Origin of the sequence: Bacteroides sp. 4_1_36, assembly GCF_003466325.1 — a bacterium.
GTDB classification, from domain to species: domain Bacteria; phylum Bacteroidota; class Bacteroidia; order Bacteroidales; family Bacteroidaceae; genus Bacteroides; species Bacteroides uniformis.
This window is the reverse complement of sequence record NZ_QSOX01000016.1, coordinates 43,512-61,582: the sequence shown is the minus strand read 5'-3', so window position 1 is coordinate 61,582 and position 18,071 is coordinate 43,512. Positions and strand designations below refer to the sequence as shown.

Annotated in this window: 16 protein-coding genes; 3 read left to right on the top strand and 13 right to left on the bottom strand. The window is 48.7% G+C overall.

Annotated elements, in window-relative coordinates; all coding sequences use genetic code 11:
* Positions 1-2: 2 nt before the first annotated feature.
* On the top strand, positions 3-1,823 hold the full coding sequence (locus tag DXD65_RS14690; protein WP_117887756.1) for a M56 family metallopeptidase: 1,821 nt from the start codon (positions 3-5) through the stop codon (positions 1,821-1,823).
* Between the two features lie 91 nt (positions 1,824-1,914).
* Here the strand turns inward: DXD65_RS14690 and DXD65_RS14685 are convergent, their stop codons facing one another.
* From DXD65_RS14685 to DXD65_RS14645, 9 genes are all read right to left on the bottom strand, one after another.
* The gene (locus DXD65_RS14685) at positions 1,915-3,015 is read right to left on the bottom strand and encodes an Mrp/NBP35 family ATP-binding protein (RefSeq protein WP_005829749.1); all 1,101 of its coding nucleotides are present in this window, start codon (positions 3,013-3,015) and stop codon (positions 1,915-1,917) included.
* A gap of 74 nt (positions 3,016-3,089) precedes the next feature.
* A complete protein-coding gene (gene trmB, locus DXD65_RS14680; protein WP_117681592.1) occupies positions 3,090-3,848 on the bottom strand; it encodes a tRNA (guanosine(46)-N7)-methyltransferase TrmB in 759 nt (252 codons plus the stop codon).
* 155 nt (positions 3,849-4,003) lie between these two features.
* Positions 4,004-5,023, bottom strand: coding sequence for a branched-chain amino acid aminotransferase (locus DXD65_RS14675; RefSeq protein WP_005833410.1), 1,020 nt, complete (start codon positions 5,021-5,023; stop codon positions 4,004-4,006).
* A 53-nt stretch (positions 5,024-5,076) separates the two neighbouring features.
* The gene (gene xseB, locus DXD65_RS14670; protein WP_005829741.1) at positions 5,077-5,292 is read right to left on the bottom strand and encodes an exodeoxyribonuclease VII small subunit; all 216 of its coding nucleotides are present in this window, start codon (positions 5,290-5,292) and stop codon (positions 5,077-5,079) included.
* A gap of 12 nt (positions 5,293-5,304) precedes the next feature.
* The gene (locus DXD65_RS14665; RefSeq protein WP_117887755.1) at positions 5,305-5,691 is read right to left on the bottom strand and encodes a lipocalin family protein; all 387 of its coding nucleotides are present in this window, start codon (positions 5,689-5,691) and stop codon (positions 5,305-5,307) included.
* A 73-nt stretch (positions 5,692-5,764) separates the two neighbouring features.
* On the bottom strand, positions 5,765-6,997 hold the full coding sequence (gene xseA / locus DXD65_RS14660; RefSeq protein ID WP_117681589.1) for an exodeoxyribonuclease VII large subunit: 1,233 nt from the start codon (positions 6,995-6,997) through the stop codon (positions 5,765-5,767).
* Positions 6,998-7,001: 4 nt separating this feature from the next.
* On the bottom strand, positions 7,002-8,372 hold the full coding sequence (locus DXD65_RS14655) for a S8 family peptidase (RefSeq protein ID WP_374707737.1): 1,371 nt from the start codon (positions 8,370-8,372) through the stop codon (positions 7,002-7,004).
* 20 nt (positions 8,373-8,392) lie between these two features.
* Positions 8,393-9,460 carry a tRNA 2-thiouridine(34) synthase MnmA gene (gene mnmA, locus DXD65_RS14650; RefSeq protein WP_022401340.1) on the bottom strand — a complete coding sequence of 356 codons (1,068 nt, stop codon included), beginning with the start codon at positions 9,458-9,460 and terminating at the stop codon, positions 8,393-8,395.
* A 98-nt stretch (positions 9,461-9,558) separates the two neighbouring features.
* Positions 9,559-11,841, bottom strand: a complete 2,283-nt coding sequence (locus DXD65_RS14645) for a sialidase family protein (RefSeq protein WP_233556146.1) — start codon at positions 11,839-11,841, stop codon at positions 9,559-9,561.
* A 287-nt stretch (positions 11,842-12,128) separates the two neighbouring features.
* Between DXD65_RS14645 and DXD65_RS14640 the strand changes: the two genes are divergently transcribed.
* Positions 12,129-13,184, top strand: coding sequence for a porin (locus tag DXD65_RS14640; protein WP_117588999.1), 1,056 nt, complete (start codon positions 12,129-12,131; stop codon positions 13,182-13,184).
* A gap of 67 nt (positions 13,185-13,251) precedes the next feature.
* Positions 13,252-14,112 carry a hypothetical protein gene (locus tag DXD65_RS14635; protein ID WP_044467243.1) on the top strand — a complete coding sequence of 287 codons (861 nt, stop codon included), beginning with the start codon at positions 13,252-13,254 and terminating at the stop codon, positions 14,110-14,112.
* 11 nt (positions 14,113-14,123) lie between these two features.
* Here the strand turns inward: DXD65_RS14635 and DXD65_RS14630 are convergent, their stop codons facing one another.
* The 4 genes from DXD65_RS14630 to DXD65_RS14615 form a co-directional block, all read right to left on the bottom strand.
* Positions 14,124-15,179, bottom strand: coding sequence for a Gfo/Idh/MocA family oxidoreductase (locus DXD65_RS14630; RefSeq protein WP_008664244.1), 1,056 nt, complete (start codon positions 15,177-15,179; stop codon positions 14,124-14,126).
* 99 nt (positions 15,180-15,278) lie between these two features.
* Positions 15,279-16,415 (bottom strand): Gfo/Idh/MocA family protein, encoded by a 1,137-nt coding sequence (locus DXD65_RS14625; protein WP_005829678.1) that lies wholly within the window; start codon positions 16,413-16,415, stop codon positions 15,279-15,281.
* Between the two features lie 4 nt (positions 16,416-16,419).
* The gene (locus DXD65_RS14620; protein WP_057087124.1) at positions 16,420-17,430 is read right to left on the bottom strand and encodes a FecR family protein; all 1,011 of its coding nucleotides are present in this window, start codon (positions 17,428-17,430) and stop codon (positions 16,420-16,422) included.
* A gap of 7 nt (positions 17,431-17,437) precedes the next feature.
* Complete coding sequence (locus tag DXD65_RS14615; protein WP_005829674.1) at positions 17,438-18,034, bottom strand: RNA polymerase sigma-70 factor; 597 nt, start codon at positions 18,032-18,034, stop codon at positions 17,438-17,440.
* Positions 18,035-18,071: the final 37 nt, after the last annotated feature.

Below are 18,071 nucleotides of genomic sequence, written 5' to 3'. Positions count from 1 at the left end.
ACATGTTAGCCTATTTTCTGAAAGTGAATGTAGCGATAGTACTGTTTTATGCATTCTATCGGCTGTTCTTCTACAAAGACACGTTTTTCGGCTGGCGCAGAACCGCACTGCTCTGCTTCTTTGCCGTTTCTGCCGCCGTACCTCTGCTGAACATACAAACGTGGATTACGGAGCAGGAACCGATGGTGGCCATGGCAGACCTCTATGCCAGCGTTGTGCTACCGGAACTCACAATAGGCACCGAAGCGGCTCCTACCGACTGGAAAAGCATCCTTTCAGAATATGCCAATATCGCCTATTGGGGAATAGTGGCATTGCTGATGATACGCCTCATCATGCAACTGGCGGGCATCATCCACCTGGCATGCCGATGCCGCAAGGTACAAATAGGCAACACAAATATACATCTGCTTCCCAAAGCAGACGGGCCTTTCTCCTTTTTCCACTGGATTTTTATCCATCCGTCCTCGCATACGGAAGAGGAATTCAACGAAATATTGACCCATGAGCAGACACACGCCCGGCAATGGCACTCCATTGATGTCATCATCAGTGAACTAGTGTGCATTTTTTGCTGGTGCAATCCCTTTGCCTGGCTCATGAAACGGGAAATCCGCACCAATCTGGAATATATGGCCGATGCCCGCGTATTGGAGAACGGCTATGACTCCAAAACCTACCAGTACCATCTGCTAGGATTGTCACATCAAAAGGCTGCAGCAACTATCTATAACAGTTTCAATGTTTTACCTTTAAAAAAACGCATCAAAATGATGAACAAAAAGAGAACAAAAGGAATAGGAAGGACTAAATATCTGATGTTCCTTCCCTTGGCAGCCTTACTTATGATTATCAGCAATATCGAAGCAGTGGCGCGTACCACAAAGAAGATTGCAGCGGAAGTCATAGAGGCTGTAGACGCCAAAACCGGACAAGCGGTACCGGAAGTTCAAGCCCCTCAAGTAGCTCCCCTACCGGAACAAGATACGAAAACAGTGACTTACAAAGGAAAGGTAGTGGATAAGGATACTCTCGACAATCCGATTTTTGAGGTAGTGGAACACATGCCCGAATTCCCCGACGGAGGCATGTCTGCACTAATGGAATACTTGAGCAAGAACATCAAATATCCGGAAGCAGCCATGAAGAAAGGTACGCAAGGACGGGCTACCGTGCAATTTGTAGTGGAGAAGGATGGCAGTATTACCAATGTAAAAATACTGCGCGGCATTGACCCGGAATTGAATAAAGAAGCCGTACGCGTAATCAGTGCCATGCCCAAATGGAAACCCGGCACACAAAAAGGAGAAGCCGTGCGGGTAAAATATACAGTTCCCGTGATGTTCCGTCTGACGGAAAACAATACACAGGTTAAGTATGCTCCCATTGAAAGCAAAATAGATGAAATGGTGGTAGTGGGTTATGCTCCCGAAGAGGCAACCTACCCGGAGGAAGTAACCGTTTTCGAAGTCGTAGAAAAAATGCCGGAATATCCCGGCGGCATGTCCGCAATGATGGAATTCATCGGCAAAAATATCAAATATCCGGTAGCCGCACAAAAAGCTAAGATTCAGGGAAGAGTGGTCATACAGTTTATAGTGGATAAAGAAGGGAACATCATCTGCCCCAGAGTAATCCGTGGTGCCGACCCACTGCTAGACGCTGAAGCAATCCGTCTGACTACTATCATGCCCAAGTGGAAGCCCGGCATGCAAAGAGGACAAGCTGTAAACGTAAAATATACAGTCCCCATCATGTTCCGTCTGCAAGAACCGGAGAAAAGCCCTGCTGTTCAGAATGCCACTGTTACTCCAACTAAATAAACTAATTCTCTCTCTAAACAAGTTTAAATGAAAAAGGAGCAGTTACCCGACGACGGGCAATTGCTCCTTTTCATAAGGAAAACATCCATGTTTATTTATGCACTTCCACAATCCGCGTCGGCGCCATTTCCATATTTCTGCGGTCTACCTGACGGACTACGGCAGCAGCCAGTTGCAGGAAAGCGCGCCCGGTCACCGTATTCTCATCCAAAGCAACCGGAGTCCCCTTATCACCACTCTCACAGATGCTCTGTACGATAGGAATTTGTCCCAGCAAGGGTACGTTCATTTTCTCAGCCAGTCTCTTTGCGCCTTCTTTTCCAAAGATATAATACTTGTTTTCCGGCAATTCGGCAGGCGTGAACCAAGCCATGTTCTCCACCAAACCGAGAATGGGCACATTCACCTTATCATTGGTAAACATATTGATGCCTTTGCGGGCATCTGCCAGCGCCACAGCCTGCGGCGTGCTAACAACGATAGCTCCTGTCAGTGCCAAAGTCTGCACCACTGTCAAGTGAATGTCGCTCGTTCCGGGAGGAAGGTCGATAAGGAAATAATCCAGTTCTCCCCAATCGGCATCACCAATCAGCTGCTTCAAGGCATTGCTTGCCATACCTCCCCGCCACAAAGTGGCCTGGTCGGGGTCTACAAAGAAACCGATGGAAAGCAACTTGATGCCATACTTCTCTATCGGAACAATCAAGTCACGTCCACCAATGTTCTCTGCCACCGGACGGGCATCTTCCACTTGGAACATCTTTGGAACAGAAGGCCCGAAGATATCAGCATCCAGCAGACCTACTTTATAACCCAACTTTGCCAAAGACACGGCAAGGTTGGCAGCAACCGTGGACTTGCCTACCCCACCTTTTCCGGAAGACACTCCGATAACATTCTTCACCTGGGGTAATAGCTTACCCACTTCCGGACGTGCCGCCTGACGGCTTTCAGTCGTAATCACAACCTCCACCTCAGGAGAAACATACGTATGTATAGCTGTCTCGGCAGCCTTCACCATTGACTTCATGAACGGATCAGTCGGTTTCTCAAATGTTAACGAGAAGCTGACCTTCATCCCGTCAATCCGCATGTTATCGGCCACCATCTCAGCCTCAACAAGATTCTTTCCGGTGCCGGGATAACGCACTGTTGCCAATGCATCAAGGATTAATTTTGGATATAATGTCATTGTATGTACTATTTGACGATTTACTATTTACTATTTTTATGCGAATCAGTAGTATTTTTAACCACTGATTCGCATCATTTGCTGGTTTGCAATCCGCTACGCTTGCTACGGTTATAACTGCGGTACTCATCCAGCTCTATCTCCACATCCGGCTCCTGCAACTCGCCCTCTTGCGGAAGATGGAACTTGATGTACTTGATATTCAAACCACGATCCAGCCATTGTTGTTCATAATAGGTCTTGATGCTGAGTATCTCATCAGCCATGCCGGAGTGGTACAAGTCTTCCGTCATCACATCCACCGGTAACCGGTTTCTTTCAATCATGTACCGGGTATAGGTAAACATGAAGTTACTGTCCGTCTTCAGATGAACGATACCGTCATTCTTCAGGAACTTGCGGTAGCGCTCCATGAAATAAGTGGAAGTAAGCCTTTTTGTAGCCTTCTTCATCTGCGGGTCCGAGAAAGTAAGCCAGATTTCACTCACTTCATCCGGAGCAAAAAAGCGGTCTATGATTTCGATATTCGTACGCAGAAAGGCCACATTCTTCATGCCCGATTGCAGCGACTCGGTAGCTCCCGTCCACATACGAGCCCCTTTTATATCCACTCCGATGAAGTTCTTTTCGGGAAACATACGTCCCAATCCGACAGTATATTCTCCCCTACCACAGCCCAGTTCCAGAACAATAGGATGGTCGTTTTTGAAAAACTGCCCATGCCAGTTCCCTTTCATGTCAAACGGCACATTATCTACCGCGGAATACGGATACTCGAAAACATGCGGATAACTCGCCATATCGGCAAACTTCTCTAACTTGTTCTTTCCCATTTAAGAAGCATTGAAACATAAAACATATTATTTTAGGCACGGATTACACGGATTTTCACGGTCTCTCTTCAATCTATCCGTGCTTTCCGCGCAATCCGTGCCTAAAAGTATAAAAACAAAGTCCCGGCAAGTCTTATACGATAGACATTACCGTATTATTCAACGATCGTTACCCAACCATGAGTATCTGGCTCGTCACCATACTGGATGGCACGCAGCTTGTTGTAAAGCTTCGTACATACCGGTCCCGGTTTTCCATCTTTGGAAATAACATATGACTTGCCGTTCTCTACGTCGTCAATACGTTCGATGGGGCTGATAACGGCAGCCGTACCGCAGGCACCCGCTTCCTCGAAAGTCAGCAACTCTTCTTCGGGAACCGGACGGCGCTCCACCTTCATGCCCATATCCTCTGCCAGCTGCATCAGGCTCTTGTTGGTGATGGAGGGCAGGATGGAAGTGGACTTCGGAGTGATATACGTATTGTCCTTGATGCCGAAGAAGTTGGCAGCACCACATTCGTCCATGTATTTCTTTTCCTTGGCATCCAGATAGAACTCACAGGCATAACCCAAATCGTGCGCTTTCTTGTTGGCACGCAAGCTGGCTGCATAGTTACCACCTACTTTATAAATACCGGTACCCAATGGGGCAGCACGGTCGAATTCGCGGATAATGACATACGGATTGGTTGAGAATCCACCCTTAAAGTAAGGACCTACCGGGGTCACGAACACCACAAACAGATATTCGCTGGCAGGATGTACGCCTACTTGTGCACCGGTACCCACCAGCAACGGACGGATATACAGAGAAGCACCCGATTCATAAGGCGGAATGAAACGCTCGTTCAGCTTCACCACCTTCAGAATAGCTTCTTTGAAACGCTCCGTAGAAAGTTCCGGCATCAAGATGCCACGGCAAGTGGATTGCAGGCGGGCTGCATTCTCCTCCAAACGGAAGATACGCACTTTACCGTCTTTGCCACGAAAAGCCTTCAAACCCTCAAACGCTTCCTGACCGTAGTGCAAACAAGTGGCAGCCATGTGCATAGGAATGGTTTCCTCACTGCAAACTTCCAGTTCGCCCCATTGTTCGTTACGATAGTAAATTCTCACATTGTAATCTGTCTTCATATATCCGAACGGCAGATTAGCCCAATCAAGTTCTTTCATATCTCAAAGTATTAGTTACTTCTATTACGTACATTTTGCAACAAAAATAGCTTTTATTCTTCAGATTCCCACTTCTCCGACAGTAATTTTTCAATTTCCTTGTCAGCTTTGGTCAATTTATCGCTGCAAAATGCTATAATTCCGTTTGCTTCCTTTATTTTTTCAGCAAGCACATCTATCTCCAGTTCGTTGTTGTCTATCTGGCTGACAATTTTCTCCAAACGTGCCATGGCTTCGGAGTAGGTCTCTTTTTTCTTGGTTACTGGCATAATTGAAATTAATTAATCGTTGTACTTCTCAAACCGTTTGTCAGAATTCCCGTCTTTGGGCGATGCGTTCTCCCACTTCATCTCCTTGGACGTCAGTTTCAAAATATGATATTGTTCAGTATAATGTTCCTCTTTATCATACAACGTAATCAATTTTTCATCAAGACTTATGATATAAGTTCCACGAAAAGGGACTCCGTTAGAGAACGGGCTTCCGGTATAAACTTCATAGGTCTTGTCTGCATTAAAAGTGTAGCTGGTCACAAAATCGTCCTGCAAAACTGGTTCTTTCGCAATCCACTTACCTACCAGTTGAGAAATTTCGACCTTATCATCCGTACATGAAATAAAACTAAATGCCATGACCATCAGCATAAGAAACAAATTTTGTGTTTTCATCTTTGTTCATTTTAAATGATTTAAGTAATATTTATAAAATACAGAGACTTGCAAAACACTGCATGAATGAGAGTTAAATATGTACTATTGAAACCACTTCACCATTCTGCAGACGGGTTGTTATCATATCATTCTCCTGCAGTTCATCTGCATTCTTCACTACTTTCCCATCTTTCAACGTAATGCTGTAACCGCGAGCCAACAACTTTTCCGGTGAAGCATCTGCCAATCGTTGTTGCAACAATTCCAGGCGATGGCGATGGCGGAACAAAGAGGAAGTCACAGCCTGCACCACATCTTTCCGCACAGTCAGCAAAGCCATTTTTGCATCGGATATACGATGGTATGCGGCAGAAGGAATCCGGTTCTTGTAACCAGAAAGTTTGCGCTGTTCCTGCTGCAACAGATTCCTGACACCCTCATGCAAGCGGGAAGCAAGCATCTCCAGTTTATCGGCAGCGCTGTCCATGGACTCTATTAAGAATTCGGCAGCCGCCGTAGGGGTCTTTACACGGGTATGTGCCACAGAATCCAGCACCGTGTCATCCCGCTCGTGGCCGATACCCGTCAGGATGGGCAACGGAAACTGTGCACATGCAGCAGCAAGCAGATAAGTATCGAAGCCGGACAAATCGGACGTGGCGCCTCCACCACGAATAATGACCACTACATCAAACTCGGACAAGCGGGCATTCACCCGGTCGAGGGCAGACAGAACGGACTCCTCCACACGGTCGCCCTGCATCAGGGCAGGAAACAGTTCCGTATAAAAGAAGAAACCCTTGGAATTGTTTTTCAGCTGATGGCAGAAATCACCATAACCGGCCGCCGTGGGTGAAGATATGACGGCAATGCGTTGCGGCAGGCAGGGCATATCGAGTTCTTTGTTCAGGGTGAGCACTCCCTCTTCCTCGAGCTGCTTCAATATTTCCCGGCGGCGGCGCGCCATATCGCCTAAGGTATAGGTGGGGTCTATGTCCTGCACCGTAAGGCTGTAGCCATAAAGCTCATGGAAGTTGACAGTGACCTGCACCAGCACTTTGATGCCCGAAACAAATGCCTGCCCCGTAGCCTCCTCAAAATAGGGTTTCAGCAGCCGAAACACATTTGCCCAGATGGTACCTCTCGCCTTAGCTATCAGACTATTGCTGCGGGGATCTTTCTGCACAAATTCCAGATAGCAATGCCCCGTGCTATTGGTACGCACATCACTCAACTCCGCCTGCACCCAACACTCGTCAGGAAGGCATTGTTCCAGACTGCGGCGCACAAGGGCGTTGAGCTCATACAAAGACAACGATTCCATATGGCTATCTTTTGAGCAGATAATCCTGATATGCTTTCCACATATCGGGCACACCATAACCGTATATATTATCGGGATAATCTTTACGGTCACCGGAGCGGCGTACCAGTTCTATCACCTCTTTAGCCGTAAGTTCAGGGCAAGCCTGCCACAAGCAAGTCACCATGCCACACATGATAGGAGAAGAAAACGACGTACCGTTTGCCTTACCCTGGTTACCATCCGTACGTATGACATCAGCCCCCAAGCCGACAGCCACCACATCCGGTTTTATCCGGTGGTCCGCCGTATTCCCGATAGATGAGAAAGGAGCCAGTACGGCTTCCTTGTCAATAGCGCCCACGGTCAGCACGTTCTCCGCATCTCCCGGAGGTGTGATTTTCTTCCACGAACCCATACCAGAATTGCCGGCACTGCACACCAGCACCATTCCTTTGTCCGCAACGTGTGAAGCCTGACGGGACATCAGTGCATGGCGTCCGTCCAAATCACGGAACCTATAATCTTTCGACTTGTCGTCAAAAGTGTAATATCCCAATGAAGTATTGAGTACATCCACCCCTACACTATCGGCAAACTCCACCGCTGCAGACCAATAGTCCTGCTCGACCAAATGCTCGGAATACTCGTCTTCGCTACGCAGCAACCAGAAAGAAGCCTCAGGCGCCGTACCGGTCATAATGCCGGGCTGGTTCATGCCGATGCAGGACAGTACCATCATGCCATGACTGCTCTCTGCAAAGATGTCTGCCTGCTGATTTACAAAATCTTTGGTTCCCAACACCCGGATGTTCTGCATGGCAGTTATCTTATCGGCATTATGAAAACCGGCATCGATAACTGCAATCGTCATGCCCTGCCCCTTGAACCCTCCCTGGTGCAATTTATCACCATTACTCATCTGTATCTGGCTAACGGCAAGTCCATAGATACTGTCAGGATGTACACTCGGCTGGTTAATCAAAGAATCGCGTCCGGTAGACATCATCGGACTGTCACCTTTGGGAGCTATCCAGACTTTTTCCGTAGCGCAGACAAAAGGTAGTGCGGCAATACGGTCTATCAAGGTAGAGTCATTGCAAGATACCGTGACGAAGTTCTCCCATTTACCGGTAACCACAACATTTACGCCCTGATGGCGAATTTCGTCCACGTACTTGCGGCACACCGGCAAGTCGGTAGAATCTATCGGCAGGTTCTGCTTATGCCGACGAGCAATCGCCTTTTCAGAAAGAAACGCTTCCGGGTGTTCCAAGGAATACGTGGTGGCAGCCTTATCCTTCAGGCTGATGCGATACTTCAATGTATCTTGTTGTGCCGATGCTCCTGCCGCAAGCAGGACAAAGGCGGAAAGGAGTAGAAGTCTTTTCACAATTATAAATTAAAAATTAAAAATTAAAGGAACATCCCGATGCCTCTTTGGGAAGCGATAAAGGAACCGCCCACTACCCTTCGGCCTATATAGAATACGGCAGACTGTCCCGGAGCTATGGCAGAGGCTTCCGTCTGGAAGTGTACCAGCAGACGACCGTCCTCCAGGCGCTTCACGTCGCAAGGAATCGGTTTACTGCGGTAACGGATACGTACGGTTAGCTCCTTGCTTTCAAAAAACTCTCCCTCATCCACCAAATTCTCATGTTCGGCAAGCATATATCCCGTCTTCAGCTGTTCGGCGTCTCCCAGCATCACCGTATTCTTCTGAGGATTGATTTTCAAGACGTAGGCAGGTTTGCCCAAGGCTATTTCGAGTCCCTTGCGCTGCCCGATGGTGTAATAGGGAAAGCCTTTGTGTTCACCCAGCTTAACGCCTTCCGAATTGACAAACCATCCCGGTCCCACCTCGCGGTCTATCTCCGGAGAGTGTTCGCGCAGGAAATCACGGTAATCACCTTTAATGAAGCAGACCTCCATGCTCTCGCCTTCTTCCGCCTTGACGGTATAACCTTTGTCGCGGAGGTATTCGCGGACTTGCTGCTTGGTATAGGTGCCTAAGGGGAAGATACAACGCTTCAGCAACTCCTGCCCCAGTCTCCACAAAAAGTAGGACTGGTCTTTCTTGTCATCATCCCCGGCTATGATATAAACCTTACCGTTCCGTTCCTCCAGACGGGTGTAATGTCCGGTAGCAATATAGGCACACCCCAGCTTGTCTGCCCACTCCTCAAGAATACGGAACTTGAACAGCGGATTACACATCACACAAGGGTTCGGAGTCCGACCCTGACAATATTCATCTATAAAATTCTGTACGATTATCTGTCGGAAGGCTTCGCGCTCATCTGCCACATGATGTTCAATCCCCATGCTGTCTGCCAGTTGGTGGGCTTCTACCGGTTCGTCTCCCCACACCCACATGGTGAGACCGACTATCTCATAGCCCTGCTCCTTCAACATCAGGCAAGTGGCAGTACTGTCTATACCACCGCTCATACCGACCAATACTCGCTTTTCAGGTGTACTCATATCAGAAACCAATGAATTAGTCTGCAAAAATACATGATTTCGAGCAGAAGATAGAGAAAAGGCATGCCTTTTTAGCATGCCTTCACATAAAGAACTTGTCAATCGGAAGAGGGCACTCCCGTCACAATCCCCCGTCCATGTGTCCCTATATAGACCCTGCCATACTCCTGCATATCCCCACAGATATGCAGAACCAACCCGTATTGATGAGCATCATCGTTAATACGCATCCAGGAAACGGCAGCATCGTCTGAGCGGAAAAAGCCGTACTGACCGTTGACAACGCCAATCAGATAAAGGGCCGGATAGTTACTGCCCGGCTTTGCCTTGCCAAAACCGAAGGCATAGATAGTACGGACTTTGTCCAGCGCACGAAAATCAAATCCCGTACGGGTAGTGGAATGGTACAGGCCATCGTAAGCGGCAATCCACAAATCTCCCTCACGACCGGGAGTCGAATAAATACGGTCTTGCCCTCCGCGCGGGTCACCCCTGCGATTCGTCAGAGAGGCATTGCCCCGCCGGAGTGTTTTTACAGCCAGTTGCAGAGTATCGGTATGGAAGGTCGCCCCGCCATCTTCGCTGCTGTATAGAAGTCCGGCAACAGCATCCACGGCATAAAAACGTTTGGGATTCACTTTGTCGGCTATGACACGGATATTCTCCGGCAGGCCTTGACAAGACATCCACGAATTCCCTTTGTCGCGGGTCAGAAAAGCGGTGGAACGGTCGGGTGTCCAAATCCAGGAAGAGCCGTCGGCCGAAACGGCAATATGCCCGTTGCGCGCCTTCTCTACGGGAACAGTAGCACACATGTTCCAACTCCTGCCTCCGTCTTCTGAATAGGAGATGGTGCGTGCACCCGGCTGGTGGCCGAACAAAGTTCCCACTCTGACTATCAAATCCTGCTTCAACCAGGCACCCGTCACTCCATTCGTATTACCGAAATGAGGATTGGCATGACTACCCAACGGATCGGGCCGATTGAGGTCGAAATGCGTAAAGCCACCATAGTCACCGATACCGGAAATCAGGCGTGCGCCTTTTTCGGGAGCATAAAGTTCGAGGGGCACGGTCTCTTCAATACCGGCAGACATGATGCTCCATTTCACCGGTTCCCCGCGTTCCACGGCCGATAGATTAAAAGTTTCCCAACCACCGAAACCAGTGGTAAACATGGCATGTTCAGCATCGGCTGGGTCTATCTCAATGTCGAACATCCAGTGCAGGGGCGCCACCTCTGTATAGGGAGCTTTAGAATAATCATACTCATATCCCGTCTTGAAAACCGGTTTCCAGCTTTTGCCACCGTCGGTCGTACGGAACATCTCATCACTCTTATAACTGTGTTTGCCTCCCAAGCTGTGTGTACTGGCAATCAGATGTTTCGGATTACGGGCATCCACTGATACGGCTGCATAGCCAAATCCCGCTTTTCCGCCATCGGACAGTCGGACGGGCGAAATGTCCGTCCATTTGTCTTTACGTATATCGTACTTCCAAACTCCACCGTCCTCCATCTGACTCGGACCGGGAGTATCTCCGTACGTCAATACTAATTGGCCGTCACCGGTCAAAACCATATGTGTGGGACGATACTGCACCGGCTGCCCCTCAACCGGCTGCCAGCTTTCACCATAGTCGTGGCTCACGAACAGATTTTCCCTTCCCATCAATGAAGCCGCCACATAAATGTCACGGGTACCACGCCCATCTTGAGTACCTTGTACATCGTAGACTATGCAGACAATGCCACTACCGCGATTCCCCCATGCAGCACGGTCGGCAGGATTGAACTTCTCGGAGACATCCGGGAAAGACACCACCCGTGCCCAGCTCTGCCCCTTATCCATACTGCGCCACAAACCATGCAAACGGGTTCCCATATAAATGATATTCCCATTCTGCGGGTCCACCATCATCCGTTCCCCATTACCACGCCCGTTCTCGTTGCCGCCCATCGTAAAGGGCACATCGACACGGGCAAAGGTTCTGCCGCCATCATAAGAACAAAGTATGGCCCCATTGGAGCTACTGGTATACGTACCGCAGGCAATATACACGTTCTGCGGATTCTGCGGGTCGATGGCAATGCTCTCCACCCCCTGCAGATTACTTTCATCCAGACTTATCCAGTCCAGCAAGGGCGTCCACTGGTTGGAAGCAGCGTCCCACCGGTAGGCTCCTCCCATATCGGTGCGGCAATAACGGACACCAGGAGCTTCTGGGTGAAAAACGATACCGTCCACAAAGCCTCCTCCCACTATCGGTACGCTCTTCCATTCGTAAGAAACGGAATTCACCGGAGATATATCTTGAGCAAGCATCGGCATGCCGCCCAGTATCAAACTTATTCCTGCTAAAAACAACTGTCTTTTCATAAGCATCAGGGTTCTAAAACAAACGTTCTTGATATTTCCTTCAAAGATAAGAATATTTCATTGATATTTCAGACTGAAACATTTGTGGCAGTGCACATACAATCCTAACAACCAACGTTTTAATAAAAACAAGAAACTAAATCAAGCCATAAAAAGATTAAAACGGCACCCATCGCAGTTCTTCCCTCCAACAGTTTTTTGTAACAACAATGCAACATATATGACACAAAAACACAACACGTATGTCCGAACTTTGTCGCCGACAAATCATTCGACAACAACAGATTATGAAAAAAAGTGCATTGACAGTACTGATTGCCCTGCTGCCGTTGGCCGCAATTGCCCAAACGCCCTCCATCAATGAGGACGGAAAAAAGATTGAAAAGGAAAAAATGGAAACCAAAGACTACCTGCCGGAAGTCCACGGAACCATCCGCGCCAAATACGAATATCAGACCACCATGGGTGCAGGACGTTTCGAAGTACGCAATGCCCGCGTCAGCGTGACGGGCAACGTATTGCCCAGCGTAGCCTACAAAGCCGAGATAGACCTCTCCGACGAAGGCCAAATCAAGATGCTGGATGCCTACGCCCGGCTTTTCCCGACAAAAGGACTAACAGTCACCGCCGGACAAATGCGCGTCCCCTTCACCATCGACGCCCACCGCTCGCCGCACCAGCAATACTTCCCCAACCGCTCGTTCATCGCCAAGCAAGTGGGCAATGTACGGGACGTGGGATTCACAGTAGGATATACCCTGCCTACCGATGTACCTATCACCGTGGAAGGAGGACTTTTCAACGGTTCCGGACTGACCAACCAGAAAGAATGGCACAAGGAAGTGAACTACTCCGCCAAAGCCCAGTTTCTCTTCACCAAAGGACTGAACCTGACACTAAGCGTGCAGAGTATCCAACCGGAAGAAGTACGCATGCAGTCCTATGACATCGGCGCTTACTACGAAACCGGCCGTTTCCATATCGAAGGCGAATACTTGTACAAGCAATATTCCGACAACGCTTTCAAAGATGTACACGCCGTCAACACCTTCATCAACTACGACCTGCCTCTACGAAAAGTATTCAACAAGATGTCTTTCCTGCTACGCTACGACATGATGACCGACCAGAGCGACGCCAAAACCGCCGATGAGGAAACCGGCAGATTGACAGTGACCGACTACAAACGCCAACGCCTGACGGGCGGCATCACCTTCAGCCTCAGCAAGGCATTCCGCACAGACCTCCGGCTGAACTACGAGAAATACTTCTATGCCAAAAACAGCATAGCGAAAGAGTCGGAACAAGACAAGGTGGTATTGGAATTGATGGTACGCTTCTGATATTTCCTGACTTCCCCTTGCTTTTTTCATTCCAAAAAGGTATATTTGGAATAAATTATTCCGAGCTATGGCAAATCCAATCATACCCGGCATACCGCAGACTGAACAAGACTTATTGTATAGTAAGCTGAATGCATACAATCAAGGGAGAGCCTCTTATAAGGAAGTGGGCGCCTATCTTGTCGTACTGCCCCGACCGGAGCATCTCCAATATACTTTATGGATTTACTCTCCACTGCCCGGAAGACAGTCCATCTTCTACATTTGCGACCTTTCCACCGACATTCACGAAACGCTGCGGATGGCAAGCACGCTATGCTTCTACTCACCGCGCAGCCTGTTGCTTGTGGAGTACAATGCCAAAAGAATGCAGAGCAAAGGGGACGACATTATCTCCGTAGGCAAATACCACGGACACTTCCTGCACGAAATCCTCCGTATAGACCCTGCCTATCTTACGTGGATAGCTTTCAAATTCCAACCACGCATCCCCAAGCAGGAACGTTTTGTACAGATTGCCAAGATTTACCATTCGGTCCATCTCGACATACAACGGAGAAAAACGTACCAGACCACCGGCGGACGTTTTCTGGGGAAGGAAGGCGAAAAAGTGGAGAACCTGACGCTGACGGTGCTCAGCGTGCGACTGGAGGACAACCCCTACAAGACGCAGCTCAAAGGGACCACTCCTTATTTCTATGTGCGCCAGGTGCTGAAGCTGAAAGACTCCATCGGCAACTTCGTCAGCATCCGGCTGAATGCACGCACGGCAAGCCGGAAATCATGCCAGCTGCCCGCCGTGGAACATGCCTACCAGGTAGGGGAACTGATGGAGATAGCATCGGCACGCATCGCGCGTACCTATATAATAGGAAGTACGAAATACACCCGGTTGACACATGTGAAGCTGCACATCCCTACCGGGTAAAAGATTTTCTATCAGATACGAACCACACGCTGCATACGGCTGCTTTCCCAGCCTGCCTCTATCAAGCGGATGACTCCGACCACCTCGCGGGCATCGCTCTGCAAAGGTTCGCCGTGACAAATATGCCGATAGATATTCTCGTAAAAAGCTGCATAATCACCGGGAAGGCTTGGATAAGGTTCATGCACGATTCTACCGCCCTTTTCCGTATGAAGTATCCCCCAAGAGGATTTGTCCTCCTCGCCCCAGTGCGGAGTGACGGGCAATACGCCTTCGTTCAAGGCGGCTTCCTGCGGGTCGAAACCATATTTCACGTAAGAACCTTCCCTGCCGTGGAGGACGAAACGGGGTTCGCTCGCACACATCAGATAGCTGGATTTCAGCGTTATCTTTACTTCGGGTGCCTTTGAGGGGCGTAGCAAATGAATGATGAAGTAGTCGTCTACCTTGCTGTCCTTGCGCAACGTGGCAATATCTGCAAAGACGGCTTCGGGCATACCGAACAGCTGCACAGCCTGGTCTATGACGTGGGCGCCCAGGTTATAGGTCAAGCCACCGCCATCTTGTCCGGTTTCCTTCCAAGTATTCGGCTTGATAAAATTACGATAACGGGGGAAGGTGGATTCAAACTCCACCAGATGTCCCAGCAGGCCTTTGGACAGTATTTCCTTGACCGTCAGAAAATCTCCGTCCCACCGGCGATTCTGGTAAACGCTCAAGGTCAGCCCCCGGCTTGCGGCAAGTGCCACCAGCTCCTCAGCTTCTGCCACGGTGGTAGTGAAAGGCTTCTCCACAACCACATGCTTGCCAGCTTCGAGGGCGCGGCGGGCATACTCATAATGAGTGCTGTCCGGTGTGTTGATGACAACCAAATCCAACCCTTCCAGTCCGATAAGTTCCTCAAAACTCCGCACAATACAAGCGTCGGGATACTTTTCCCGGGAGAGTTCCTTACTGCGCTCCGTAACGGCAGTCAATTCAAAATGAGGGTTGGTGGAGATGAAGGGAGCATGGAAAACACGTCCCGACATTCCGTAAGCGGCTAATCCAGTTCTTATTTTGTCCATATGATATTCTTTTTTCTTTCCTGCAAAATTAATAAATCCAATGCTATAATTCAATGAACGGAGAGTGATAAAGTTTCAGCTGGGCAAGAAAGCTAAAATTCACAAACGAACGGTTCTTCGTTCAGAGATAGAGATTTTCGACCAAGGCGTGACGGATGTCCATAAAGCCAAATCATCTAATGTGGCCGGATAAGGGTATTCCTCCTTTAAGTCTGCTTCCAGAGCTTTCAACATGATGTAGTCCATCCCCTGATGATGGCTATCAACTTCCAGTGCCTTCCTACCCCACTGTTGCCAATAGGAATGTTCATAGCAGTCTATATAAGTACGGTCCGCCTCCCAAGTCTCATCGGGACTGCTCCCTTCTATATATATAAGCCGTCTGTCTCCCTGCCAGATTCCTTTCGTGCCTTGTATCTCGAAGTCCAAACTGCGCGGACGGGGCAAGGTGGTGTCGTGGGTCAGCGAGAGAAGGATGCCGTTTTCCGTTTCCAACTGAGTGATGACAACATCTCCCGTCCGTATCTCTACATCTGTATTTCCACCGAGGTCTTTGATACGCTGCAACATGCCCGCCGGTTTGGAGGCGAATGAGGTAAGACTTCTAATCCGGTCTTTCCGGTTGATGCCCGCAATCATGCAAAGGGGAGCCAGACCATGGGTGGGATAAAGGTCACCGTTCTCCTCTTGATAGAACTTGCTACGCCAGACGCTTTCCGTCTTTTCCCGATTACCGATATTGCCCGCATCGTCCAGCAACAAGTGCCGCAGGTCGTGCCGATAGCCACCTCGCATGTAGACAATCTCTCCCAACAGACCTGATTCCACTATATTGAGAATGGAAAGGTTTTCGCGCATAAAAAGTGTATTCTCCAAAGGATATACGCGGCAGCCATGCTGCTCTGCCAGTTCCATCAAAGGAGTATATTCATCAATATAGAGCCCTCCCTTAATCTCCAACGCCACGTGGCACCCGTGCTCCACACATAGCAAGGCATGCTGCACATGGTATTGCCAGGGAGAGGCGATAAACACCAATTCCGGATGATGCTCCTTCAGCATGTCAAGGCAGGCATCCTCCCCTTGGTTATAGCAAGGGATACCGGATATTTCCGACGACTTCACACCCGGGTCGGCAACTGCCTGAACCTGAAAGAAAGGTATATTCTGCAATAATCTAAACAGTTGTTTGCCACGGTATCCCACACCGATAAAAGCAGTCCTCACCTTATCCATCTTCCTATTTCTCTAATTTTACCAACTCTACAACTTTATGGGTTGCATCTATGCGATAGGACAACTGCGGAGTAATGCTACATAGCAACGACAGAAATTCATTCAGGCTTTCATCGCGCAAAGTCGCTTTGAAACTGAGCTGATGCAACTCCGGCGCTATCTGGAAGCGATAACCGAAATGCCGGGACAATTCTTCTTTCTTATTTTCCAGAGTATGCCCCTCAAAAACAATCTCCTTATGTTCCCATGCGTATATCTGGTTCAACGAACGCTTCTCTATCTTGTAAGTTCCGGAGCGGTTGTCATAGACAAAACTTTCCCCGGGTACCAACACCGCATTCTCGACAATACCTTCCACATCAATCTCCACCTTTCCATTTTTCAAGGTCACAATATCCTCGGCTTCTTCCGCATAGGAAGAGACATTGAAATTCGTTCCCAGAACGCGGATGTCATAGTGACGGGTATGTACATAAAACGGTTTACCATTTTTATGCTTCACATCGAATATCGCTTCTCCCTCCAGCTGTACACCGCGTGCTTTCCGCCACTCCCCCAATGAATAGGTCAGTTTGGAACAAGCGTTCAGCAACACCGTAGAGCCATCTGGCAGCACAGTCCTGGCCTGCTGTCCTACTTCTGTTTCCAGAGTAACCAGCTCCACAGATGAACTGATACCGGAGTAATAAGCATTGGCCTGCCAGCCCACGAAGGCAACGACCACGACAACAGCGGCGTAAAGGAAGAAACGCCTCCATGACACATTCTTCTTTTTTGGAGGTGTGCCCGCCTGCTGTGACAGACCGGTTCTCTGAGCAAACTTCTGCCACTCGTGTTCCGTATCCGCTTCCTTGCAATCATTCTCATAATTGAGATATACATAAGAGTCCTTCAGCGAGAAAAGGAAGTCCTGATTCTCCTTCTTTTCCTTCACCCAAGCTATCAACTGCCGGGTTTCTTCCTCCGTCAGTTCATTCTTCAGGTATTTTATAAAATAATCTTCGTTTATCATCATCACATCGTTATTTAAACAAATCTTTGACAAATAGCAGAATTAATACGGGCAGATAATCACCCAATGATTTCTTAATTAGTTTGAGTCCGCGGTAAAGTTGGTTCTCAACGGTACGCACAGACAGATTCAGCACTCCGGCTATCTCGTCGCTACGCATTCCTTGGTTCCGATTCATCCTGAAAATGGTTTGGCACTGCTTGGGCAGCTTGTCAAGCGCTTCCAGATACCTCTTATTCAAATCCTTGAAATAAAGATCATTCAAAATATTATGCTCAGCCGTATAACTGGCAAGTTCTAGTTCCCGCAGGGTCATCGTCTCTATTTTAGAAAAGTTATTCAGTATGGTATCCCGGCGGATTTGTTTCACGCAGAGATTCTTCATAATGCGGAACAGGTAAGCACTGATGGCTTCGGGAGCATCAATATGAGTACGATGTTCCCAGAAGGCGATAAAGCACTCCTGGACAATGTCCTTTGCCTTGTCACTGTCATGCAACAATCCGTAGCAAAAGACGTACATCCTGGGATGGTACTTTTTGTACAACCACTCAAAAGAAGCGGCATCCCCCTGCTGTATTTTGGAAAAGAGAATATGTTCTTCCATGTATCCCCTCCTTTTCAAGTATAGTTATTCATAGGCA

Bases quoted from the DNA above. Each gene is read 5' to 3' on its own strand.
- DXD65_RS14625 (WP_005829678.1), bottom strand. From the start codon at position 16,415: ATGGATAAGGTGAGGACTGCTTTTATCGGTGTGGGATACCGTGGCAAA.
- xseA (WP_117681589.1), bottom strand. From the start codon at position 6,997: ATGGAATCGTTGTCTTTGTATGAGCTCAACGCCCTTGTGCGCCGCAGT.
- DXD65_RS14645 (WP_233556146.1), bottom strand. From the start codon at position 11,841: ATGAAAAGACAGTTGTTTTTAGCAGGAATAAGTTTGATACTGGGCGGC.
- DXD65_RS14630 (WP_008664244.1), bottom strand. From the start codon at position 15,179: ATGGACAAAATAAGAACTGGATTAGCCGCTTACGGAATGTCGGGACGT.
- DXD65_RS14620 (WP_057087124.1), bottom strand. From the start codon at position 17,430: ATGATGATAAACGAAGATTATTTTATAAAATACCTGAAGAATGAACTG.
- DXD65_RS14615 (WP_005829674.1), bottom strand. From the start codon at position 18,034: ATGGAAGAACATATTCTCTTTTCCAAAATACAGCAGGGGGATGCCGCT.
- DXD65_RS14640 (WP_117588999.1), top strand. From the start codon at position 12,129: ATGAAAAAAAGTGCATTGACAGTACTGATTGCCCTGCTGCCGTTGGCC.
- trmB (WP_117681592.1), bottom strand. From the start codon at position 3,848: ATGGGAAAGAACAAGTTAGAGAAGTTTGCCGATATGGCGAGTTATCCG.
- DXD65_RS14690 (WP_117887756.1), top strand. From the start codon at position 3: ATGTTAGCCTATTTTCTGAAAGTGAATGTAGCGATAGTACTGTTTTAT.
- mnmA (WP_022401340.1), bottom strand. From the start codon at position 9,460: ATGAGTACACCTGAAAAGCGAGTATTGGTCGGTATGAGCGGTGGTATA.
- DXD65_RS14665 (WP_117887755.1), bottom strand. From the start codon at position 5,691: ATGAAAACACAAAATTTGTTTCTTATGCTGATGGTCATGGCATTTAGT.
- DXD65_RS14675 (WP_005833410.1), bottom strand. From the start codon at position 5,023: ATGAAAGAACTTGATTGGGCTAATCTGCCGTTCGGATATATGAAGACA.
- xseB (WP_005829741.1), bottom strand. From the start codon at position 5,292: ATGCCAGTAACCAAGAAAAAAGAGACCTACTCCGAAGCCATGGCACGT.
- DXD65_RS14685 (WP_005829749.1), bottom strand. From the start codon at position 3,015: ATGACATTATATCCAAAATTAATCCTTGATGCATTGGCAACAGTGCGT.
- DXD65_RS14635 (WP_044467243.1), top strand. From the start codon at position 13,252: ATGGCAAATCCAATCATACCCGGCATACCGCAGACTGAACAAGACTTA.